The organism is Streptomyces sp. Z423-1, assembly GCF_013009255.1.
In the GTDB taxonomy this organism is placed as follows: domain Bacteria; phylum Actinomycetota; class Actinomycetes; order Streptomycetales; family Streptomycetaceae; genus Streptomyces; species Streptomyces gossypiisoli.
The window spans coordinates 469,334-491,885 of sequence record NZ_CP053109.1 but is presented as its reverse complement, the minus strand read 5'-3'; the positions used below and the strand labels follow the sequence as shown (position 1 = coordinate 491,885).

Sequence of the window (22,552 nt, the reverse complement as noted above, 5' to 3'; positions counted from 1 at the left end):
CGGTCTCCACATCCGTGCGCCGCCCGAAGTGCGCCAATGCGCCGGAGGGGCCGCCCCCCCGGCAAGGACCGACTACGCCAACTGCCGCCGCACCAGTTCGTGCAGCCGCCCGCCGGTGTCCGCGAGCAGCTGTGCCGGCGGCCCCTGCTGGGCGACCTTGCCGTCCTCCATCACGATCACGCGGTCGGCGTCCAGCACCGTCGACAGGCGGTGGGCGATGACGATCCTGGTGGCGTTGAGGGCCTTGGTGCTCTCGATGACCTTCCGCTGGGTCTCGTTGTCGAGGGCGCTGGTCGCCTCGTCGAAGAAGAGGATGCGCGGCCGGCGGATCAGCGCCTGCGCGATCATCAGCCGCTGCCGCTGGCCGCCGGAGATCGCCCCGTTGCCCGCGACGATCGTGTGCAGGCCCATGGGCATGCGCTCGATGTCCTCGGCGAGGCCCGCCATCTCGGCCGCCGCCATCGCCTCCTCCGGCGTGTACGGCTCGGTGCCGCAGATGACGTCCAGGATCGAGCCGGTGAACGGCTGCGCGTGCTGGAGCACCACCCCGCACTGCCGCCGTACCGCCGACTGGTCGAGCGCGGCCAAATCCTGACCGTCGTACAGCACACTCCCGGAAACCGGCTTGTCGAAGCCGATCAGCAGCCGCAGCAGCGTCGACTTGCCGCAGCCGGACGGCCCGACGATCGCCACGAACTCACCAGGCCGCACCTCGAACGACACGTCGTCCAGGACCAGCGGCCCGTCGTCGGAGTACCGGAAGGACAGCCGCCGCGCCTCCACCGCCCCGGTCAGCGGGCCCGGCCGGGTGCTGGCCGTGCGCACCTCCGGCGTCGCCCGCAGCACCGGCTTGATCTGCTCGTACAGCGGCAGCGCGGCCACCAGCGACACGAACGCGCCCGTGATCTGCGTGACCGAGGTGAGCAGCATCGTCACCGAGGTGTTGAAGGCGAGGAAGGCGGCGGCGGACATCGAGCCGCGCGCCGGGCCCGCTAGCAGCATGAACATCAGCAGCGAGCAGAGCGGCAGATAGACCGCGCCGAGCACGGTGGTGAGGTTCTTGATCCGGCCGAGGCGCTGCTGGAGCTCACGGCTGCGTGCGAACTCGCTCGCCCAGGCGGCGTAGGCGTAGTTCTCGGCCGCCGCCACCCGCAGCTTGGGCAGGCCGCGCAAGGTCTGGAAGGCCTGGTTGTTCAGCTTGTTGGTGAGCACCGTCAGGCGCCGCTGCCAGCGCACCTGCCACAGCCCCAGCCCGAGGAAGACACCGGCGATGACGACGAGCATGCCCATCGCGGCCAGCGCCATCGGGACGCTGAACCACAGCAGCAGCCCCAGGTTCATCGCACCGACGGTGACGGACTGGGCGACGGTCGGCCCCACTCCCGCGAGCAGCCTGCGGATCGCGCTGATGCCCATGGCCGCGCTGGCCAGCTCACCCGTGGAGCGGCCGGTGAAGAACTTCGTCGGGAGCCTGAGCAGCCGGTCCCACACCGCCGGCTGGAGCGTCGCCTCGATACGGCCCTCCAGGCGCAGGATGGTCATGTTCTGCAGCAGCATGAAGGCCGCCGCCACGACACTGCTGACCATCACCGCCAGACAGACCTGCGCGATCAGCCCCGCCTGCGCCTTCGGCACGAACTCGCCGAGCACCTTGCCGGTCGCGATGGGCACCAGCGCGCCGATCGCCACCGTCACCAGCCCGCTGAGCACCAGCCCGGTCACATCCCCGCGCGTGCCCCGCACGCAGAAGCGCAGCAGCCCGAGCGGACCCAGCGGGCGTTCCGGCAGCGGCCGGTAGAACATCACCGCGCGCGGCTCGAACTCCGGCGCGTTGGCCTTCTCGATCGGCGTCTCGCGTCCGGTCGCCGGATGCACCGCCACATAGCCGCCACGCCGCCACAGCAGCGCGACCGGCGCCCCCGACAGGGCCCGGTGGCCCACCAGCGGGCCCACGTTGTCGCGCCACCAGCTGCCGTCCAGCCGCACCGCGCGGGTACGGACGCGCGAGGCGAGGGCGATGCGCTCGACCGGGTCGAGACGGTCGCTCTCGGCGCCGCCGTGCCCGGGGTCGGCGAGGACGATCCCGGCCGCCCCGGCGACGAGCTTGCACACCGCGTACGTGGCGTCCGCGTCGGCGGCGGTGGTGCGCTTGCCCGACGGCTTGCCGATCGCCGCGAGCAGCGTCCGGTCGGCCTGCGCGCGCACCTGCTCCCCGGCCTTGATACCGGCGGCCGTACGGGTCTCGTGGGTGCGCTCCAGCTGCTCGATCCAGCGGTCCAGCGTGGTCAGCAGGCGGTACTGCTGGTCGACCATGCTCTGCCAGACCGCCGGGTCCATCAGCAGGTCGGCGGCCGCCTCCGCGCCGTAGAGCGAGCCGTACTGGACGCTGCCGGGCGGCACCTGCATCCAGAACACGTCGTCGTCGGTCATCTCGGCGGCCCGCTCACCGGCCGTCGGTGCCTGGAAGAGGATCGACAGGCCGCGGCCGACGCCGAGCGCGAGGGCGTACTCCAGCGGGCTCGTCGTGGGCGGCACGTACTGGGGGTTGCCGTACTCGTCGTACGACCACGTCTGGGTCTGCGCGGGCTGGTACAGCTCGCGCAGGCCGATGCGGTGCACCACGCAGTCCCGGACCGGGCGGGCGATCAGCGTGTGCTGCGGGCCCGCGACGGGGCCGAGCAGCAGCGAGCCCGCCTCCAAGCGGCCGAGGTGGTGCCAGTGGCCCTGCTGGGCGGCGTCCACCGCGAACAGGTCGAGGGCGCCCGCCGCGACCAGCCACAGCACCTGCGGCCCCTCCAGGTCCAGACGGCTGAACCCGGCGCAGTCGATGGGCGTGCCCACCGGGCCGAGGGCGCCGAGGACGTAGTCGTCGCCGTGCACGGTCGTCATCTCACCGCTCCCTGACCAGCGCCGCGTACGCGCCGCCGCGCGCCACCAGCTCGTCGTGCCGGCCGCGTTCCACGATCGTGCCGTGCTGGAGTACGACGATCTCGTCGCTGTCCCGCACAGTGCTGAGCCGGTGGGCGATCACCACGCAGGCGCAGCCGCGCCGGCGCAGGTTGTCCATGACGGCCAGCTCGGTCTCGGCGTCGAGCGCGCTGGTCACCTCGTCCAGCACGAGGATGCTGGGCCGGCGCACCAACGCCCGGGCGATCTCCAGGCGTTGGCGCTGGCCGCCGGAGAAGTTGCGGCCGTCCTGCTCGACCCGGCTGTGGATGCCGCCGGGGCGGCGCAGCACGACGTCGTGGAGCGCGGCGTCCTTCAGCGCCTCCACCACCGCCTCGTCCGGGATGGACGGGTCCCACAGCGCCACGTTGTCCCGGACCGAGCCCTCGAACAGGAACACGTCCTGGTCGACGAAGGACACGGAGGCCGCGAGCGCGCCGCGCGGGATGTCCTCAAGGCGTTGCCCGTCGATCCGGATGACGCCCTCCCACGGCGTGTACAGGCCCGAGATCAGCCGGGAGACCGTCGACTTGCCGCTGCCCGAGCCGCCGACGAGCGCGACCTGCTGCCCCGGCCCGACGGTCAGGTCGAAGCCGGTGAGCAGCGGCTTGTCGAGGGGGCTGTAGCCGAAGGTGATGTTCTGCAGCTCGACGTGGCCGTGCAGACGGCGGGTGGAGTCGCCGCCCGCCCGGTCGTACAGCGGGTCGGTGCGGAAGTTCTCCACGTCCTTCAGCCGCGCCACGTCCGCCGCGAAGTCCTGGATGCGGCCCGCGACGCCGTTGAGCCGGGTCAGCGGAGCCGTGAAACGGGTCACCAGCGCCTGGAAGGCGACCAGCAGACCCACCGAGATGTGGCCCTCGATCGCGCGCATGCCGCCGATCCACAGGATCAGCGCGCTGTTCAGCGTGGCGAGCGTCGGCGCGACCACGCCCAGCCAGGCGCTCGGCATGCCGAGCCGCTGCTGTTCCTCCAGGGTGGTGGCGTGCTGTCCGGCCCACTTGCGGAAGTAGCCGTCCTCGCCGCCGGTCGCCTTCATCGTCTCGATCAGCTGAAGGCCGGTGTACGCGGTGTTGGTGAGCCGGGCGTTGTCCGCGCGCAGCTTGGCCGTACGGGTCGCGCGCAGCCGGATGACGACCCGCATGGCGACGATGTTCAGCAGCGCCACGCCGATGCCGACGAAGGTGAGCTGCGGGTCGTACGTGTAGAGGAGCACGGCATAGAGCACGACGACCACGGCGTCCACGCCCGCCGCCGCCAGGTCGCGGGCCAGCGTCTCGGCCACGGCGTCGTTGGACTGCAGGCGCTGCACGAGGTCGGCGGGGCTGCGCTGGGAGAAGAAGGTGACGGGCAGCCGCAGCAGGTGGCGCAGGAAGCGGGCGCTGGAGAGGGTGGAGGAGATGATGCGGCCGTGGTGCAGGTTGGCCTGTTGCAGCCAGGTCAGCACCAGCGTGAGCAGCACGCACGCGCCCATGGACGCGAACAGCACGTCCAGCAGCGAGGTCTGCCCGCCGATCAGGAACATGTCGATGTAGGTCCGGCTGAGCGCGGGTACCGCCGCGCCGACCGCCACCAGCAGCAGGCTCGCCAGCACGGCGGCGGGCATCGTGCCGGCGGTGCCGCGCAGCCGGGCGGGCATCGCGCCCCAGACACCGGGCTTGCGTCCGCCGCGCGTGAAGCCGTCGCCGGGCTCCATCGTGAGGACGACGCCGGTGAAGCTGCCGTCGAAGTCCTCCATCGGCACGAAACGACGGCCTTTGCCGGGGTCGTTGATGAACACCCCGCGGCGCCCGAAGCGGCGGCCCATGCCGTCGTAGACGACGTAGTGGTTGAACTCCCAGAACAGGATGGCCGGCGCCTTCACCTCGGCGAGGGCGGCCAGGTCCATCTGCATGCCCTTGGCGGTCAGGCCGTAACTGCGCGCCGCCTTCAGCAGGTTGCTCGCCCGCGAGCCGTCGCGGGAGACACCGCAGGCGATGCGCAGCTCCTCCAGCGGGACGTGCTTGCCGTAGTGGCCGAGCACCATGGCGAGGGAGGCGGCGCCGCACTCGACGGCCTCCATCTGGAGCACGGTGGGGGTACGGACGGTCTTGCGGCGGCCCTTGGGAACGGTGCGCCCGGGCGGGGCGGCCCGGCGCCGGCCCCGGGTCTGCGGTGCGGCGGTGGTCACGGCAGCAGCCAATCGACGGGACGCTGATCGGCCAGCCGGATCGAGCCCGTGGCCATCGTCATGGAGGTGAGGGGGAACGGCGGTCCGTCCGCCGACGACCACTTGTAGCCGCTCTTGGTGCCGGACGATGTGTCGAGGCGGACCAGTACGGCGACCGGGCGGCCGTCCTTGGTGAACTGCTCGCCGAGCTGGCTGTCGCCGAGGAACGCGGCGATCTCCTGCGCCGACTGCGGGGAGCGGTCCACGGACTTCACACGGCCGCGCAGGACGCCGTACTCCTGGGTGGGGACCGTCTGCACGGTCAGGTCCACGGCCGCGTTCGCGGGGATGGAGCCGGCGTTCTCGGCGGGCACGTACACCGTGGCGTACAGCGGGTCGTCCGCGTCGGCGACCTTCTCGACGGCGGCGACGTTCGCGCCGGTGGCGATGATCTGGCCGATGGTGGCGGCGAGCGCGGTGAGGCGGCCGGCGGCGATGGTGCGGACGACGGTCTCGCCGTCGTCCGTACGGACCTTCAGCACGGGGGAGTTCGCGGGGAGCCGCTCGCCTTCCTCGGCGAGGATCGCGGTGACCTGGCCCGCGGCCGGGCTCTGCAGGATGTAACTGCCCTCGCCGTGGGTGAGGATGGCGGGCGCGCTCACCGTGGAGGTCACCGAGCCGGTCACGGCCCACACGGACGCGGCGGCCATCGCGACCACGGTCACGGACAGCACGAGCCAGCCCTGCGGGCGGGCGAGGCGCACCGGAAGGTCGAGCTCCTCCGGCGACTGGAGCTTGGCGAGGGCCTTTTGGCGGAACTGCACGGAATTTCCCTCACCGGGTGAACAGCGTTACGACATCCCGTTACGACATCCGAAGAGCCCCGGAGCCGGGAGGCGGCTCCGGGACTCAGCGGCACTGGTGTGCGATCAGAGACCGGCGACCAGGTTGGTGACCGGGGCGGTGTTCAGGCCGGTGACACCCTCGACGGTGCCGACGGCCGTGTCGACCAGGCCGGAAACCGGGGCGATGCCGTCCACCGCGCCGACGACGGTGTTCACGGCGTTCACGGAGAGGCCGCCGGAGACGTTGTCGAGCTCGGCGTCGGAGATCTCGACGGTCTCAACCTGGGGGGTGGAGTTCATGATGGAACTTCCCTTCGTATGGCAATTTCACAAGGGGGGAGCGGCACCCTCTGGGGACAGACGGACGGCCGCGACCGCGGGCGCCGGGCACCCCTGGCCGGGGAGCCCTTCGCGTACCGCGCGGTGCGATGGATCAAAGCACGCGGCGACCGTGGGCTTCCAATCAATCACCGGCCTCATCAGGGCACTTGAGTCACACCAGCCCCCATCCGTGCAGGTGTGCCCACGGCTTGTCGGCGACTTCTTCACATGCCGCCCGGCATCGCCCCGCAGCGACCCCTTGCCGCCCGCTCGTCGAATCCGGCACTCCCGCCCCAAAGGCGTGTCCCGGGGCGCGAGATTGTGCAGAACCCCGGGTGCCGGTGACTTGGTTGCGCATTCGATGTGCAGATTCGCTGAAGCGAGGATTCCGCTCACCGTCCGGAACGGACCGTTGCTGATCGATCACCGGCCGTATCGGCCCGGCAGAGGGCGAACGAGGCTTTCGGCGTTGGCCGAATCAGTGCCCGTACGGGCGCGCCGCGAACCGGAATTGAACGTCCCGCGCGCCCCCTGCGTACCAGTGGCCATCCAGGCGCCCCTATCAGCTGCCGAGGGACGGCGGCACGGACCCCGTCCTCCAGGAGGTCGAGAACCCTTGAGTCACAAGCGAATTCCGAAGCGCAAGGCCGCGATCGCGGTGGGCAGCGTGGCGGCGCTCGGGGCGGCGGCACTCCTGCTGCCGAACGCCAACGCGTCCCAGGACGGCGCCGAGGACACGGCCGCCGCCCCCAAGACCCTGAAGGCGGGCGACGCCTCGGGCCTCGCCTCGCAGCTTGCCGGGCTGCTCGGCGACGCCTTCGCCGGCTCCTACTACGACGCCGACAACCAGCAGCTCGTCGTCAACGTGGCCGGCGACAACAACCAGCTGATCATTCAGGCCAAGAAGGCAGGTGCCGCGGTCCGCCAGGTCGACAACAGCACGGCCGAACTGAAGTCCGCCGCGCAGACGCTGAAGTCCGAGGCCACCATCCCGGGCACCGCGTGGGCCGTCGACCCCAGGACCAACAAGATCCGGGTCACCGCCGACAGCACGGTCACCGGCGCGAAGTGGGACAGGCTGGAGGCGACCGTGCAGAGCCTCGGCTCCGGCATGGCGACCATCCAGAAGTCGGCCGGCACCTTCAAGACGTTCGCCTCCGGCGGCGACGCGATATTCGGCGGCGGCTCCCGCTGCTCGCTCGGCTTCAACGTCACCGCGGGCGACGGCTCCCCGGCCTTCCTGACGGCGGGTCACTGCGGGGTCGCGGTCGCCGAGTGGTCCGACGCGCAGAACGGCGCCCCGATCGCCACCGTCGACCAGGCCGTCTTCCCCGGTGAGGGCGACTTCGCGCTGGTGAAGTACAACGACCCGGCCACCGAGGCGCCGAGCGACGTCAACGTCGGCGGGCAGACCGTCCCGATCCTCCAGGCCGCGGAAGCCGCCGTCGGCCAGCAGGTGTTCCGGATGGGCAGCACCACCGGCCTCGCCGACGGCACGGTCACCGGGCTCGACGCCACCGTCAACTACCCCGAGGGCACGGTCACCGGCCTCATCCAGACCAACGTCTGCGCCGAACCCGGCGACAGCGGCGGCTCGATGTTCACCCAGGACGGCCTCGCCATCGGCCTGACGTCGGGCGGCAGCGGCGACTGCACGGTCGGCGGCGAGACCTTCTTCCAGCCGGTCACGACGGCGCTGGCAGCGGTCGGCGCGACACTGGGCGCGGGGGGCGCAGGTGAGGGCGCCGGTGCCGGTGAGGGCGTCGGCGAAGGCGCCGGCGATGGCGACGGCGTCGGTGAAGAGGCCGGTGCGGGCGAGCAGGCGGGCGGCGGTGAGCAGGCCGGCGAGGAAGCCGGTGTCGGCGACCAGTCCGGTGTCGAGGACGGCTCCGGGCTGACCGGCACCAACTGACCCGGAGCCCGACGGTCCGGCCCTCCGGCGGGCGGGCCGGACCGCTGTGTTCGTCGGGCCTTCCGGCGGGTGGGTCGGACCGCTGTGTTCGTCCGGGCTTCCGGCGGGCGGGCTGGACCGCCCTGTTCGTCCGGCTCTCCGGTGGGGGCCTGCCCACCGTGTTCTTCGGGTTTTGCGGTGGGGAGGTTGGTGTGCGTCCGGCTCTCCCGCGGGCGGGTGGGACCGCCGTGTTCGTCCGGCCCTCCGGTGGGAAGGCCAGACCTCCCCGTGCGTCCGGCCCTCGGTGGGAAGGCCAGACCTCCCCGTGCGTCCGGCTCTCCGGCGGGCCGGACCGCCCTGTGCGTCCGCCGCTCAGTCGCCCCCCGCAGCCCCCCGCGCCCGCAACAGCAGCAGCGCCACATCGTCGAGCCGTTCCTCCGCGTGGCCCTCCTGCCCCACCAGCACGTCGGCCAGCTCGTCCAGCGGCCGGTCCCCGGCCTCGGTCAGCCGGCCCCCCAGCTCCACGAGCGCGTCCTCGATGTCGACGCCGGGAGATTCCACCAGCCCGTCGGTGTAGAGGACGAGCACCGAACCCGGCGCCAGGTCCACCTCGGTCGTCGGATACGTCGCCGAGCCGTCGATCCCGAGCAGCGGCCCGCCCGCCAGGTCCAGCACCCGGACCCGGCCGTCCGGCCGCCTCAGCAGCGGCGGCGGATGCCCGGCCCGGGCCATCACGGCCCGCCCGCGTCCCGGGTCGAGCCGCAGGTACAGACAGCTGGAGAACAGGTCGGCCCCCAGGTCGATGAGCAGCCGGTTGGTGCTGCGCATGACCTCCGCCGGCGACTGCCCCACCGTCGTGTACGCGCGCACAGCGGTGCGGATCTGCCCCATCAGCCCGGCCGCCGTCACGTTGTGCCCCTGCACATCCCCGATCACCGCGGCCGCCAGCCCCTCGACCGGCACCACGTCGTAGAAGTCGCCGCCGATGTCCATGCCCCGGGTGCTCGGCAGATAGCGCGCGGCTGTGTCGATGCCGGGCAGCGGCGGCAGCGACGGCGGCAGCAGCGCGGCCTGCAACCCGTGCGCCAGCTGGTGCTTGGCGTCGTACAGCAGGGCCCGCTCCAGTGCCAGGGCGATCAGCCCGCCGAGGCTGGTCAGTACGGCCCGCTCGTCGGCGGGGAAGGCGTGCGGTTCGGCGTAGGCCAGCACGCACGTGCCCACGGGGCGTCCGGAGGCGATCAGCGGCAGATACGCCCAGGCCGCGAAGCCGTCCGGCGTCGCGTGCCGGGCTGGATACAGCCGCTCCAGTTCCGCCTGGGACTCGAAGAACGCCGGCACCCCGCTGTTCAGCGCGTGCGCGCCCGGCGTCGGCGCGCTCAGCGGCGTACCGTCGAACCGCTCCACGACCTGGGGATCCGGATAGCCGCGGTGCCCCAGCACATGCAGCCGCCCCGCCCGCGAGCCGAGCACGACCAGCGCCTGGCAGCCCACGGACGGCGCGATCTCCTCGGCGACCAGCTGCACCACGTCCTGCGCGGTCACCGCCTCCGTCAGCGCGCCGGCCAGGCTCAGCAGCTGCGAGATGGTCACCAGACGGGACGGCCCGTCGCCGTGCGACGGCGCCGTCAGGCCCATCTCCGACACGGACCGCGCCCTGCTCACCCGGACGCTCAGCCCCGTCGTACTCGGATACAGCCGGAACGACAGCCACTCGCCCGGCGGCCGCAGCGCCACGAACGACGTCACGTGCTGGCTGATCAGCGCCGCCCGGTAGCGGTCCTCGTACACCGGGTCGTTCAGCCACGGCACCGCCGCCCACAGATGGGTGCCGAGCAACCGGCTGACGGGGACGCCGATCAGCTCGGCCGCCGCCGTGTTGGCGAAGGTGATCCGCCCGTGCAGATCCAGTGAGCACAGCCCGTACGGCAGCCGCGCGACCATCCGCACCGCCTCGACCGAGCCCAGCGTGCCGGCCACTCTCCCCGTCGCGGGGAGCGGATCGGACTCCAGGAGCACCGGGTGGCTCTCCTCGGCGGCCCGCTCCAGCCGTACGGCGAGCCGTTCGCAGGCCGCGGTCAGATGCTCCCGCTCCCGGTCGGACAGCTCGTGCGGATGGGAGCCGGGCCAGGTCACGAACACCGACCCGTACACCTTGGTCTCGGTCGCCACCGGCAGTGCGGCCAGCGCGAAGGGGTACGGCAGGACCACGGCGACCCGTGGATAGCGGCGCGCCATGTCGTCCTCGCCGCCCACCCAGATCAGCTGCCGCTCACGCGCGGCGTCGGCGACCGGGATGGGGGCGCCGAGCCCCACCCGCTCCCAGGGTGCCGCGAACGCCCGGGGCAGCCCGGCCATGACCGCCATCTCCAGTACGGGCTCGTCGGCGGACAACAGATACACCGCGCCGGAATGCGCGTGGACACCGTCCATCATCGAGGCCAGCGCCAGCGACAGCAGGGAACTACCGGGCGGAGCCCGGCGCGCCGTGGGCGCCTGCTTGTCGGACACGCCGACCACCTCCTCGCAGCGCCGCGGGACGAGTCCCAGGGATCAAATCTCCCTTGTCACGGCCCACCGCGCACGGCGAGTGCCTCACCCACGGGGGCGCCGGCGGCGTCTGGACAACGCAACCGCGTACCCCGACTGCCACGGTCCATGCCACAGCACTCCCACGCCTGTCACGAGACGGAGGTGCGGTACGCCTGTATCCGCGTGCACAGGGGCTGCGCGCGGCGGGCATTAGCGCTGTAATACGGACGTGGTCAGTGAGGGCGTTGCCGGACGCAGGGCGAGAGTGCTGCGTGCCGAGGACGCCCTGTCGGCGCTCATGGCCGACCCGGACACCCCCGACCGCAGGCGCCGCGTCCTCGAACAGGCGCTCGTCTTCGCGCGAGCGACCTTCGCCGCCGTGTACACGCCCAGCGAGGACGGTGAGCTGCTGTGCCTGGCCGACTCGGCCGGCGTGCCCCGGACCCTGTACGGCCTGCGCGACGGCTATCCGCTCGGCGGGAGGTCCCCGGTGGCCGACGCCCACCACACCGGGCGCGCCGTGTGGCTCGGCCCGGGTGAACTCGCCGACCGCGCGGAGGCCCGCCGTACCCCTGCGCGGGACTTCTCGATGGCCGCGCTGCCGGTCCGCCGGGGCGGCGACGGGGGCTGTCTGCTCGCCGTGAGCGAGTGCCGGGACGGCTTCGACACCGAGGACCGCAAGTGCCTGGAGCTGATCGCCGACGCGGTCGCCGCCCCCGCCCCGGCCGCGCCCGCCGAGGGCGGTGAGCTGCCGCCGGGCGCGTTCAGCCTGGCCATGGACACCGGGCGGGTGGAGATCGGCGACGAGATCCTGGAGCTGTTCGGCCTCAGCCGGGACGAGTTCGACGGCAAGGTCGAGACGCTGCTCGGCCGCACCGTGCCGGAGGACGTGCCGTCGCTGATGTCCGTGGTGGAGGCCGACCACATGACGATCGGCGAGCGCGAACTGGAGTTCCGGGTGCTCCAGCGCACCGGTCCCCCCAAGTGGCTCCGGCTGCGCGGCCGCCTGCTGCCCGGCGGCGAGGGTGTCCCGGCCCGGCTCTCGGGCACGGTCGACGACGCCTCCACGCTGCGGTCCGACATCACGGACGTGGCCCGCGTCCAGCGCCTGGCGGCCGCCCTGTCCACCGCGGGCACCGTCCGGGACGTCAGCCAGGCCGTGGTCGCCGCGCTGCGCCGCCCCTTGCAGGCCGACCGGATCGCCCTGGCCGAACTGGAGCACGACCGGCTCGTCGTCACCGTCCTCGACCCGCCCGAGCCGGAGGCCTGGCCCGAGCTGTGGCGTCTGGAGTGGCGCACCGAATGGCCCGACGCGCCCGTGCGCGCCATGCCCACCCTCGCCGCCGCGCTGCGCGAGGGCCGCGCCCAGATCTGGCCCGCGGGCACCGCCCTGGAACCCGCGCTCGCCGATGTCGGCCCCGGCGGCCTCGCCGTCCTCCCGCTGCCCGCCGCGGGCCGCATGGCCGGCGCCTGCCTGATCGGCTGGGACCGCCCGCACGACTTCGGCCCCGACGAACGCGCCCTGCTCACCGCCTCCGCCGGCCTCGCCGGGCAGGCCCTGATGCGCGCCCGCGCCTTCGACGCCGAGCACGAACTCGTCGGCACGCTCCAGCGTCAGCTCCTCCCGCGCCGCCTGCCGAAACTGCCCGGCGCGGTCGCCGTCGCCCGCTATCTGCCCGCCACGGCCGGTCTGGAGGTCGGCGGCGACTGGTACGACGTGATCCCGCTGCCCGACAACCACGTCGCCCTCGTCATCGGCGACGTCCAGGGCCACAGCGCGGGCGCCGCCACCCTCATGGGCCAGATGCGCACCGCCCTGCGCGCCTACGCCGTCGAGGGCCACCCGCCCGACGTGGTGGTCTCGCACGCCAACCGGCTCCTCGTCGACATGGAGACCGACCTCTTCGCCACCTGCGCCTACGTCGACGTCGACATGGAGGAGGGCTCCGCCTGGTGCGTCCGCGCCGGACATCCGCCCCCGGTGGTGCGCCACCCCGACGGCAGCACCCACATCGCGGAGGCCGAGGGCGGCCCGCCGCTCGGCGTGATGGCGCAGGCCGACTACCCGATGAGCCCGATCCGGCTCCAGCGCGGCACCCTGCTCGCCCTGACGACCGACGGCCTGGTCGAGTCCGCCGAAGCCGACATCGACCAGGGCATGGCGGGCTTCGCCGAGCGGCTCGCCGCCTCCGACCCCGCCCACCTCGGCGTGGTCGCCGACGGTCTGCTCGGCGACGCGCACCGAGGCGACGACGTGGCGCTGCTCCTGATGCGCTACGACGGCATGGCCGTACGCCCGCGGCGCGAGACGTGGACCGTGTGGCGGCTTCCCGAGGCCGTCGGGCACGCCCGCCGCTTCACCCGGCGCGCCCTGCGCGCCTGGGACGTGAGCGCGCACACCGACGCCGCCCTGCTGGTCGTCTCCGAACTCGTCACCAACGCGCTCGTGCACACCGACGGCCCGGTCCGTCTCGACCTCACCCTCGTCAACAGCCGGCTGCGCGTCGCCGTCGCCGACACCTCGCCGCGCAGCCCCGTCAAGCCCACCAGCATCGGCTGGGAGGCCACCGGCGGCCGCGGCCTCCTCCTCGTCGAGGCCATGTCCGCGGCCTGGGGCACGGTGCCGGTCAGCGGCGGCAAACAGGTGTGGAGCGAACTCGCCCTCGGCCGCTGACCCGCACGTGCCGACCCGGCCGCCCCGGGTACCCGGAGCCGAGGAGCAGCAGATGAGGAGGTACGTCATGGCCCAGTACGTCCGCGACATCATGACCGGCGACCCGGTGACCGTCGAACCGCAGACGTCCGTCGTGGCGGTGGCCCGGATCATGCGTGACCAGGACCTCGGCGCCGTCCTGGTCACGGACGGCGACCACCTGCGCGGCCTGGTCACCGACCGCGACCTGGTGGTGCGGTCGATCGCCGACGGCGGCGACCCCGGCGAGATCACCGTGGCCGCCGCGTGCAGCGACGACCTGGTGACCGTACGGCCCGACGAGGAACTGGACCACGCGGTGGAACTCATGCGCGAACACTCCGTACGCCGTATCCCGGTCGTCGAAGACGACCACCCGGTGGGCATCGTCTCCCTGGGCGACCTGGCGATGGAGCGCGACCCGGAGTCGGCACTGGGGGACATCAGCGCGGCCAAGCCCAACACATAGCCCTTCGCACACCCCCGATCGGGGTGTTTCACACCCCGCGGGCGCTCGGCGCCGTCCCGGCGCGGGATACACAGCACGGGACGGTGCTGGCGGTGGTCGGAGGTGCGTGACGTGGCGGCAGGCGACGAGGCGGCGGCCCGGCGGCGCCCCCCTTCCCGAGGGGCCCGGCTCGCCGACGCGGCGGACGCCCGGCTGCCCGTCCACGAAGGCGGCGCCCTGCTGCGCAAGGCCTTCCCCGACCACTGGTCCTTCCTGCTCGGCGAGCTGGCCCTCTACAGCCTCCTCGTCCTGCTGCTGACGGGCGTATGGCTGACGCTGTTCTTCAAACCGGAGATGACCGAGGTCGTCTACGACGGCTCGTACGCGCCGTTGCGCGGTGTGCGGATGTCGGCGGCGTTCGACTCCACCCTGCAGATCAGCTTCGACGTCCGCGGTGGGCTGCTGCTGCGCCAGACCCACCACTGGGCGGCCCTCGTCTTCGTCGCCGCCATCGGCGTGCACCTGCTGCGGATCTTCTTCACCGGCGCCTTCCGCCGCCCCCGCGAGCTCAACTGGGCCATCGGCGTCACCCTGTTCGTGCTCGCCCTCGCCGAGGGCTTCGCCGGTTACTCACTCCCCGACGACCTGCTGTCCGGCACCGGGCTGCGCATCGCGCAGGGCATCATGCTGTCCATCCCGGTCGTCGGGACGTATGTGAGCATGTTCGCCTTCGGCGGGGAGTACCCCGGCGAGGACATCATCACCCGGCTGTACGTGCTGCACGTCCTGCTGCTGCCCGGCGCCCTGATCGCCCTGGTCACCGTGCATCTGTTCCTGGTCTTCTACCTCAAGCACACCCAGTGGCGCGGACCGGGCCGCACCCGGCGCAACGCCGTCGGCAAACCCTTCTACCCGCAGTTCACGGCCACCTCGGGCGGCCTGTCCCTGATGACCTTCGGACTGCTCACCGTGCTCGGCGGCGTCGTCCAGATCAACCCGATCTGGGCGTACGGCCCCTACCGGACCGACCTGGTGTCGACCGGTGCCCAGCCGGACTGGTACGTCGGCTTCCTGGAGGGCGCGCTGCGTCTCGTACCGCCCTGGGAGACGGTCGTCTTCGGGCACACCTTCATGTGGAACGTGCTGCTCCCGGCGGTCGTCCTGCCGGGGCTGCTGTTCACGGTCCTGTACCTGTACCCGTTCGTGGAGCAGCGGCTGACGGGGGAGGGGGAGCAGGAGCAGCACCTGTGCGACCGGCCCCGGGAACGTCCCGTCCGCACCGCTCTCGGCGTCGCCGCTATCACCTTCTACGCCGTCCTGCTGCTGGCCGGCGGCAACGACGTCGTGGCGTTCGCCTTCCGGATCTCGGTGAACGCCCTGACCTGGATCCTGCGCGTGGCCCTGGTGCTGGGCCCGATCCTGGCGTTCATGGTCACCCGGCGGCTGTGCCACGCCCTGCTGCGCGCGGAGGAGCAGCGGCTGAGGGAGGGCGTGTCGACCGGCGACGTACGGCAGACCGTCGAGGGGGCCTACGAGAGCGAGCACCGGCCGGTCGGCGAGTTCCGGCCCGGAGCGCCCCGCCCGGAGCTCACTCCTGCCGACCGGCACCCCGATGCGCGTACTGGAACACCAACCCCAGAATCCCCCGGGACAGAACAGCAAGACCGATGAGGAACAGCCACAGCCCGTACACCACGCCGGTGGCCGCCACCGCGAAGCCCACCGCCGTGACGATCGGCCACGGGCTCTCGTCGGGGAAGAACTCCAGCGGCCCGGCCGAGTCGGCGACCTCGGCGTCACCCCGGTCCTGCGGGCGGCGCCCCTTGCGCCGGTACTGCACCGCGCTGAAGAAGGACACCAGGCCCGCCATCAGGAACGCGATCACCAGCAGCGCCGTGCCGGCCGGCTCCTCGGACCACGGGCCGTAGAGCGCGGAGATCCCCGCGAAGAACAGCGCGACACCCCCGAACAGCAACGCCTCCGTCTTCATCAGGCCTCTTCCCCCCTCCTGAGCTGCTGTCGCCGGGCGATGTCCGGATGGTGCAGGTGGAACGCCGGGGACTCGGTCCGTACCCGGGGCAGCGCGACGAAGTTGTGCCGCGGCGGCGGACAGGCGGTGGCCCATTCCAGACTGCGCCCGTACCCCCAGGGGTCGTCCATGGTCACCGTCCTCCCGTATCTGGCGGTGCGCCAGACGTTGTAGAGGAACGGCAGGGTGGAGACGCCGAGCAGGAACGCGCCGACGGAGGACAGGGCGTTGAGGAGGGTGAAGCCGTCGGTGGGCAGGTAGTCGGCGTAGCGGCGGGGCATGCCCTCCTCGCCGAGCCAGTGATGGACGAGGAAGGTGAGCTGGAAGCCGGGGAACAGCAGCCAGAAGTGCAGCTTGCCGAGCCGTTCGTCGAGCAGTTTGCCGGTGAACTTGGGCCACCAGAAGTAGAACCCGGCGAACATCGCGAACACGACGGTGCCGAACAGCACGTAGTGCAGATGCGCCACGATGAAGTACGAGTCGGTGAGGTGGAAGTCGAGCGGCGGCGAGGCGATCAGCACCCCGCTCAACCCGCCCAGCAGGAACGACACCAGGAACCCGAACGCCCACAGCATCGGCGTCTCGAACGACAGCGAGCCGCGGTGCATGGTGCCGATCCAGGCGAAGAACTTGATGCCGGTGGGCACGGCGATCAGGAACGACATCAGCGAGAAGAACGGCAGCAGCACCGCGCCGGTGGCGAACATGTGGTGCGCCCAGACGACCGCGGACAGCATGGTGATGGCGATGGTCGCGCCGATCATCGGCAGATAGCCGAACAGCGGCTTGCGGGAGAACACGGGGATGATCTCCGTGATGATCCCGAAGAACGGCAGCGCGACGATGTACACCTCGGGATGCCCGAAGAACCAGAACAGGTGCTGCCACAGCAACGCCCCGCCGTTGGCGGCGTCATAGATGTGCGAGCCGAACTTGCGGTCCGACTCCAGCGCGAGCAGCGCGGCCGTCAGGACCGGGAACGCGGGCAGCACCAGGATCGACGTGAACAGGACGTTCCAGGTGAACATCGGCATCCGGAACATGGTCATGCCGGGCGCGCGCATGCACACGATCGTGGTGATGAAGTTCACCGCGCCGAGCGTGGTCGACACGCCGGTGACGACCAGGCCCATCACCCACAGGTCGCCGCCCGCGCCGGGGGAGAAGTAGGCGCTGTTCATCGGCGCGTAGGCGAACCAGCCGAACGCCGCCGCGCCGGCGGGGACGACGAACCCGGCGACCACCATCAGCCCGCCGAAGAGAAACATCCAGTACGACAGGGCGTTCAGCCGGGGAAAGGCCACGTCCGGGGCGCCGATCTGCAACGGCATCACGGCGTTGGCGAATCCGGCGAACATCGGCGTCGCGAACAGCAGCATCATGACCGTGCCGTGGATCGTGAAGAGCTGGTTGTAGCCGAGCTCGCTGAAGAACTGCAGCCCCGGCGCCGCGAGTTCGGCGCGCATCCCCAAGGCCAGCAGCCCCGCGAAGAGGAAGAAGCAGAAGGCGGTGACCATGTAGAGCCGTCCGATCACCTTGTGATCGGTCGTCGTGGCCCAGTGCAACAGCGTGGCGCCCAGCGGATGCCCGTGCGTCGTGCGCCGCCGGGCGGTCGGGGTGTCCTGCGGCAGCTCCGTCATCGTCCTCCTCTCCGGCCGCCGCGACGCTATCGCCGTGACGTGCGGTGCCGCCCGCGCCACGCCCTGTTGTCGGCCGTCAGGGGACCGACCGGAGTCATTCACCGCCCGTGACCGGGTACTCGGAGCGCATGAACCCCATCGCTCAGGAAGTAGCCGCAGCCGGTTCCGCCGCCGGGTTCGTCGTGATCCTCGTCGGTGGCGTCGTCGTCACCGCAGTGCTGATCTGGGCCGTCCTGCTCGGCATCAAGGTGCGCAAGCGCGAGCCGCGACGGCCCCGGCCCGACGAGCAGCCGAGGCTGCCGGCCTCCGGCGCGGTCCGGGAGACGCGGGAGCAACGCGACCCCCACGAGGTGGCCGGGGAGGAACGGCTCACCGCGCACGACCTCAGGCCGTCCGGCGGGATGCGCAGCGGCGACCAGCGCCGGCCGCGCTGGAACCGTGGATCCAGCGGTTCGTTCGGCAGCGGCGGACCCGGCGGGGCCTGACCGGCAGGGCGTTTACCTGCGGCGGAGACGGGGACCCGGTCCTGGCGGAGACGGGGACCCGTTCCCCTTTCCGTGCACCCGTACGAGGGGACGCAGAAGGAAGAGGTTGCGTCGTGACCACGTCCACCAGTGACAAACCCGTCGTCCGCCGACTGGAGACCGGCTGGTCGAAGGCCCGTAGGCTGCGCGCGAAGAGCGAACTGCGCACCTGGCTCCCGGCTGTGGAGAGCCCGGACGGACCGCGGACCCCGCACACGGCCCCGGAGTGGAACATCGTGCGGGGTGAGGACTGAAGCACACGCGTGACGCGCCCCGCGTGCGGCAGCCGGCCTACGCTGAAGCCGTGCGCCTGCTCCTGATGTCCGACACCCATCTGCCCAAACGGGCCAAGGCACTGCCGGACGCGCTGCTCGCCGAACTCCCGCACGCCGACGTCGTGTTCCACGCCGGCGACTGGGTCGACACGGCCACCCTCGACCTGCTGGAGAGCCGCTGCCGCCGACTGATCGGTGTGTACGGCAACAACGACGGCCCCGACCTGCGCGCCCGGCTCCCCGAGGTGGCGTACGCCGAACTCGACGGCCTGCGCTTCGGCGCCGTCCACGAAACGGGCCCCGCCCAGGGCCGCGAGGCCCGCTGCGCCGCCCGTTTCCCCGACCTGGACGTTCTGGTCTTCGGCCACAGCCACATCCCCTGGGACACCATCGCCCCCACCGGCCTGCGCCTGCTCAACCCCGGTTCCCCGACCGACCGCCGCCGCCAGCCCCACTGCACCTACATGACCGCCACCGTCACCGACGGCAGCCTCACGGACGTGACCCTGCACCGGCTGCCGCCGCGCTGATGCGCCCAGTTCCCGCAGTGGGCCGACCTTCCGATCTCCCCGGTTCCGATCTCCGGCCTGGACAACGCCACTTGCACCGCCGGCTGCCGCGGCTGGCCCCGCATCTCCCGCTGCCCGTCTCCGAGCCGCTAGCGCAGGGCGAGCCGGGCGAGGGCTACCCGTACCGGTGATCCGTCTACCGCCTGCTGCCCGCCTGGCTGTTCCTGCCCGCGTCCGCCCGCGAGGCGTTCCGGGAGGCCGTCGGCACGGACGACGCGACCTGGGCACGCGGCCGCGGCCGGGCCCGGGCGGGGGCGCTCCCGGTCCCGGACGATCCCTACTTCCGGGATCACCCGGACGGGACCGCGGCGGCACCGGACCAGCTGGAGCACCTCATCGCCGACCACCGGCAGGAGAACGCCTGAGGGACCCCGCCCGTCATGCCGGCGGATGGATCGCCCCCGCCGTCGCCGCCAGCGGCGCCCCGGTCCCGCCCCACCGCAGCGCGACGATCTCCGCGGCGACGGACACGGCCACCTCCTCGGGCGTACGGGCGCCCAGGTCGAGCCCGATCGGGGAGCGCAGCCGGGACAGCTCACCGGGAGTGAGTCCGGCGTCGGTGAGGCGCTTGGCGCGGTCGTCGTGGGTACGGCGGCTGCCCATCGCCCCGATGTACGCGGCGGGCCGGCGCAGGGCCTCCTCCAGCAGCGGTACGTCGAACTTCGGATCGTGCGTGAGCACGCAGATCACCGTGCGCTCGTCGGTGTCGGTGCCGCGCAGATAGCGGTGCGGCCAGTCGACGACCACCTCCACGCCGGGCGGGAAACGCTTCGGCGTGGCGAAGACCGGGCGGGCGTCGCAGACGGTGACCCGGTAGCCGAGGAAGTCGCCGACGCGGGCCACCGCCGCCGCGTAGTCGATCGCGCCGAACACCAGCATCCGCGGCGGCGGCGCGAAGGAGTGCAGGAACACCGAGACATCGTCCTCGCGCCGCTCCCCGTGCGGCCCGTAGTGCCGTACGCCGGTGGCGCCGAGGGCGAGTTCGCCGCGCGCGTCGGCGGTGACCGCCACGTCCAGGCCGCGCGCGCCCAGCGTGCCGGCCACCCGATCGGGCCAGACGGCGAGCGTGGCCCCGCGCGGCGCCGGGCCGTCGGTCACCGTCGCCACGGTCACCGGGCTGCCGTCCAGGACGCACTGAGCGACCGCCCCGAACGCCGGATCCCGCTCGGGCGTCACCGGACGGACCAGCACGGTGATCTCACCGCCGCAGGTCAGCCCCACCGCGAACGCGTCCTCGTCGCTGTACCCGAACGTCTCCAGCCGGGCCTCGCCGCTCGCCACGGCCTCCTGGGCCAGCTCGAACACCGCACCCTCGACACAGCCGCCCGACACGCTGCCGACCACCTCGTCGTCCGGCCCCACCGCCATCGCCGCTCCTGGGTCACGCGGCGCGCTGCGGCTCACCGCCACGACCGTGGCCAGGCCGAACGGGGCCGAGGCCGCGTACCAGCGGCGCAGCGCCGGAAGAATGTCACGCATGCTTCGACCCTCGCATGGTTGAGCGTTAATCCATTGTCGCTCCGCCGGTCCTTCTGCTGCACTGCACCCGACCAGTCGTCACGTACTTACGTCGTCACGTCGTCACGTCGTCACGCCGTCACAGAGCAAGGAGCCGATTGGATGCGAGCAGCGTTCATGTCCCCCGCCGTCGCACTGACCCACACCACAAAGGACATGACGCTTCGTGCACTCGCTCAACCTGGGGATTCTCGCGCACATCGACGCAGGTAAGACCAGCCTGACCGAACGGCTGCTGCACATCGCCGGGGTGATCGACGAGGTCGGCAGCGTCGATGCGGGCAGTACCCGGACCGACACCCTCGCGCTGGAGCGGCAGCGCGGCATCACCATCAAGTCGGCCGTCGTCTCGTTCCCCGTCGACGACGTGACCGTCAACCTCATCGACACCCCCGGTCACCCGGACTTCATCGCCGAGGTGGAGCGGGTCCTCGGCGTCCTGGACGGCGCCGTCCTGGTCGTCTCCGCCGTCGAGGGAGTCCAGGCCCAGACCCGCGTCCTGATGCGGACCCTGCAACGGCTGCGCATCCCCACCCTCCTCTTCGTCAACAAGATCGACCGCCGCGGAGCCCGGTACGAGGACGTGCTGCGCTCGGTCTCCGAACGGCTCGGCGCCCCCGCCGTCCCCATGGGCACGGCCACCGGCCTCGGCACCCGGGCCGCCGGCTTCGTCCCCGGCCTCGGCCCGGCCGCGCTCGACGTCCTCGCCGACCACGACGACGACCTGCTCGCCGCCTACGTCCAGGGCACCGTCCCGGACGACCTGCTGCGCGCGTCCCTCGCCGCTCGGACCCGCCAGGCCCTGGTCCACCCCGCGTACTGCGGCTCGGCCATCACCGGTGCGGGCGTGGACGCCCTGATCGGCGGCATCAGGGGCCTCCTGCCCACCGCCGACGGCGACCCCGAGGGCCCGGTCTCCGGGACCGTCTTCAAGGTCGAGCGGGGCCCGGCGGGGGAGAAGGTCGCCTACGCGCGCATCTTCTCCGGCACGCTGCGCATCCGCGACCGGGTGCCGTGCGGCGAGGAGGGCACCGAGGGCCGGGTCACCGCGATCAGCGTCTTCGACCGCGGTACCGACGCCCGGCAGGACGCCGTCCCGGCGGGCCGTATCGCCCGGCTGTGGGGCCTCGCCGACATCAGGATCGGCGACTCCATCGGCGTACCGCGAGGGCCGTACGGGCACGGGCACTTCTTCGCCCCGCCGACCCTGGAGACGGTCGTCGTGCCGGGCCCCGGGACGCACCGGCGGGCCCTGCACGTCGCGCTCACCCAGCTGGCCGAGCAGGACCCGCTGATCGCCCTGCGGCACGACCAGGTGCGCCAGGAGACGTCCGTCTCCCTGTACGGCGAGGTGCAGAAGGAGGTCGTCCAGGCGACGCTCGCCGACGACTACGGACTGCACGTCACCTTCCGGGAGACCACACCGCTGTGCATCGAGCGGCTGACCGGGACCGGCTCGGCGGTGGAGTTCAACAAGAAGGACGCCAACCCCTTCCTCGCCACGGTCGGCCTGCGCGTCGACCCGGCGCCGCCCGGTGCGGGCGTCGACTTCCGGCTGGAGGTGGAGCTGGGCTCCATGCCGTACGCCTTCTTCACGGCCGTCGAGGACACCGTCCGCGAGACCCTCGGGCAGGGCGTGCACGGCTGGCCGATCCCCGACTGCACGGTCACCCTCACCCACTCCGGCTACTCGCCCCGGCAGAGCCACGCCCACCAGGGCTTCGACAAGAGCATGTCCAGCACCGGCTACGACTTCCGCGGCCTGACCCCGCTGGTGCTGATCGAGGCCCTGCGGCGCGCGGGCACCCGGGTGCACGAACCGATGCACCGCTTCCGCGTCGAGGCCCCGGCCGACACCCTCGGCGCCCTGCTGCCGATGCTGGCCGCGCTGCGAGCCGTACCGCAGACGATCGGCACCCGTGGCACGGCCTGCGTCCTGGAGGGCTCGGTGCCCGCGGCCCAGGTACACGCCCTGGAGCAGCAGTTGCCCGGGCTCACCCGGGGCGAGGGCGAGCTGGACAGCGCCTTCGACCACTACGCGCCCGTCACGTCCGGCACCCCGGTGCCCGAGCGGCCGCGCACGGACCACAACCCGCTGAACCGGAAGGAGTATCTGCTGAACGTGACGCGCCGCGTCGGCCAGTGAGTCGGCCGAGCACCAACTCACTGGCCGAGAACG

The 22,552-nt window shown here is 72.3% G+C and carries 16 protein-coding genes and 1 pseudogene; 9 read left to right on the top strand and 8 right to left on the bottom strand.

Annotated features, from left to right (window positions below; translation table 11 throughout):
• Positions 1-72: 72 nt before the first annotated feature.
• The 4 genes from HJD23_RS02280 to HJD23_RS02265 all read right to left on the bottom strand — a co-directional run bounded on the left by HJD23_RS02280 (position 73) and on the right by HJD23_RS02265 (position 6,237).
• Positions 73-2,889, bottom strand: a complete 2,817-nt coding sequence (locus HJD23_RS02280) for an NHLP bacteriocin export ABC transporter permease/ATPase subunit (RefSeq protein ID WP_171114983.1) — start codon at positions 2,887-2,889, stop codon at positions 73-75.
• Between the two features lies 1 nt (position 2,890).
• Positions 2,891-5,113 (bottom strand): NHLP family bacteriocin export ABC transporter peptidase/permease/ATPase subunit, encoded by a 2,223-nt coding sequence (locus HJD23_RS02275; protein ID WP_171114985.1) that lies wholly within the window; start codon positions 5,111-5,113, stop codon positions 2,891-2,893.
• A complete protein-coding gene (locus HJD23_RS02270) occupies positions 5,110-5,916 on the bottom strand; it encodes an HlyD family efflux transporter periplasmic adaptor subunit (RefSeq protein WP_171114987.1) in 807 nt (268 codons plus the stop codon). The genes HJD23_RS02275 and HJD23_RS02270 overlap by 4 nt, the downstream gene beginning before the upstream one ends.
• 105 nt (positions 5,917-6,021) lie before the next feature.
• Positions 6,022-6,237, bottom strand: coding sequence for a type A2 lantipeptide (locus HJD23_RS02265; protein WP_141306631.1), 216 nt, complete (start codon positions 6,235-6,237; stop codon positions 6,022-6,024).
• 637 nt (positions 6,238-6,874) lie between these two features.
• Between HJD23_RS02265 and HJD23_RS02260 the strand changes: the two genes are divergently transcribed.
• Complete coding sequence (locus HJD23_RS02260; RefSeq protein WP_171114989.1) at positions 6,875-8,170, top strand: S1 family peptidase; 1,296 nt, start codon at positions 6,875-6,877, stop codon at positions 8,168-8,170.
• Positions 8,171-8,521: 351 nt separating this feature from the next.
• On the opposite strand, the gene HJD23_RS02255 is transcribed toward HJD23_RS02260, so the two are convergent.
• On the bottom strand, positions 8,522-10,666 hold the full coding sequence (locus HJD23_RS02255) for a SpoIIE family protein phosphatase (RefSeq protein ID WP_171114991.1): 2,145 nt from the start codon (positions 10,664-10,666) through the stop codon (positions 8,522-8,524).
• Between the two features lie 241 nt (positions 10,667-10,907).
• Here HJD23_RS02255 and HJD23_RS02250 point away from each other — a divergent pair, with 241 nt between their 5' ends.
• The 3 genes from HJD23_RS02250 (at position 10,908) to HJD23_RS02240 (ending at position 15,489) form a co-directional block, all read left to right on the top strand.
• On the top strand, positions 10,908-13,352 hold the full coding sequence (locus HJD23_RS02250) for a SpoIIE family protein phosphatase (protein WP_171114993.1): 2,445 nt from the start codon (positions 10,908-10,910) through the stop codon (positions 13,350-13,352).
• 67 nt (positions 13,353-13,419) lie between these two features.
• Positions 13,420-13,839, top strand: coding sequence for a CBS domain-containing protein (locus HJD23_RS02245; RefSeq protein ID WP_141306627.1), 420 nt, complete (start codon positions 13,420-13,422; stop codon positions 13,837-13,839).
• 192 nt (positions 13,840-14,031) lie between these two features.
• Positions 14,032-15,489: a ubiquinol-cytochrome c reductase cytochrome b subunit gene (locus HJD23_RS02240; RefSeq protein ID WP_197973455.1), complete on the top strand. Its 1,458-nt coding sequence runs from the start codon at positions 14,032-14,034 to the stop codon at positions 15,487-15,489.
• On the opposite strand, the gene HJD23_RS02235 is transcribed toward HJD23_RS02240, so the two are convergent.
• Both HJD23_RS02235 and ctaD read right to left on the bottom strand, forming a co-directional pair.
• Complete coding sequence (locus HJD23_RS02235; RefSeq protein ID WP_171114997.1) at positions 15,407-15,808, bottom strand: cytochrome c oxidase subunit 4; 402 nt, start codon at positions 15,806-15,808, stop codon at positions 15,407-15,409. The two genes, HJD23_RS02240 and HJD23_RS02235, sit on opposite strands and share 83 nt — an antisense overlap.
• The gene (ctaD, locus tag HJD23_RS02230) at positions 15,808-17,487 is read right to left on the bottom strand and encodes a cytochrome c oxidase subunit I (RefSeq protein WP_171114999.1); all 1,680 of its coding nucleotides are present in this window, start codon (positions 17,485-17,487) and stop codon (positions 15,808-15,810) included. The genes HJD23_RS02235 and ctaD overlap by 1 nt, the downstream gene beginning before the upstream one ends.
• A 128-nt stretch (positions 17,488-17,615) precedes the next feature.
• On the opposite strand from ctaD, the gene HJD23_RS02225 reads away from it, so the two are divergent.
• The 4 genes and pseudogenes from HJD23_RS02225 to HJD23_RS43330 all read left to right on the top strand — a co-directional run.
• Entirely contained in the window at positions 17,616-17,972 is a 357-nt protein-coding gene (locus HJD23_RS02225) for a DUF6479 family protein (RefSeq protein ID WP_171115000.1), read from the top strand.
• Positions 17,973-18,085: 113 nt separating this feature from the next.
• Complete coding sequence (locus tag HJD23_RS02220) at positions 18,086-18,265, top strand: hypothetical protein (RefSeq protein ID WP_171115002.1); 180 nt, start codon at positions 18,086-18,088, stop codon at positions 18,263-18,265.
• 50 nt (positions 18,266-18,315) lie between these two features.
• The gene (locus HJD23_RS02215; protein WP_171115004.1) at positions 18,316-18,816 is read left to right on the top strand and encodes a metallophosphoesterase; all 501 of its coding nucleotides are present in this window, start codon (positions 18,316-18,318) and stop codon (positions 18,814-18,816) included.
• A 182-nt stretch (positions 18,817-18,998) separates the two neighbouring features.
• Positions 18,999-19,220, top strand: a pseudogene (locus tag HJD23_RS43330) (phosphotransferase); the annotation flags it as partial.
• Positions 19,221-19,233: 13 nt separating this feature from the next.
• Here HJD23_RS43330 and HJD23_RS02210 read toward each other — a convergent pair.
• Positions 19,234-20,334 (bottom strand): XdhC family protein, encoded by a 1,101-nt coding sequence (locus HJD23_RS02210; RefSeq protein ID WP_171115006.1) that lies wholly within the window; start codon positions 20,332-20,334, stop codon positions 19,234-19,236.
• Positions 20,335-20,539: 205 nt separating this feature from the next.
• Between HJD23_RS02210 and HJD23_RS02205 the strand changes: the two genes are divergently transcribed.
• Positions 20,540-22,519, top strand: a complete 1,980-nt coding sequence (locus tag HJD23_RS02205) for a TetM/TetW/TetO/TetS family tetracycline resistance ribosomal protection protein (protein ID WP_171115007.1) — start codon at positions 20,540-20,542, stop codon at positions 22,517-22,519.
• Positions 22,520-22,552: the final 33 nt, after the last annotated feature.